1 pseudogene is annotated in these 331 nt (G+C 50.8%); it reads left to right on the plus strand.

The features are described from left to right. Positions 1-132: 132 nt before the first annotated feature. Positions 133-331: pseudogene (locus tag ACNKXV_RS13795) on the plus strand (amidohydrolase family protein); the annotation flags it as partial.

Consider the following 331-nt stretch of genomic DNA (forward strand, 5'->3'; position numbering starts at 1 on the left):
GAGAGAGGCAAAGTTCTGTATCCCTGAATGAATAAAACTTCATGTGGGGCAATTCACCTTTCCATCTGTCTTTCAATGATTTGATAAGGAAGGAATTTTTCGCTTTATTATAAGACACTTAGCCCCAACCTTATGAAGTACAGCCTTACCCTTTGCCTGGCCTTGCTGTTGGCCATCCCTCCCTCCTTTTCCCAAATCAAACTGAATCCGGCTCCCGATCGCCGTGCAGACGAGGGCGAAGGACCTTTTCAACGCCTCATCATCCGGGGCGCCATCGTGATCGACGGAACAGGTGCACCGCCTGCTGGGCCCGCAGACATCGTGATCGAAG

The sequence above is a fragment of the Christiangramia aquimixticola genome, from assembly GCF_048285835.1.
GTDB classification, from domain to species: domain Bacteria; phylum Bacteroidota; class Bacteroidia; order Flavobacteriales; family Flavobacteriaceae; genus Christiangramia; species Christiangramia aquimixticola.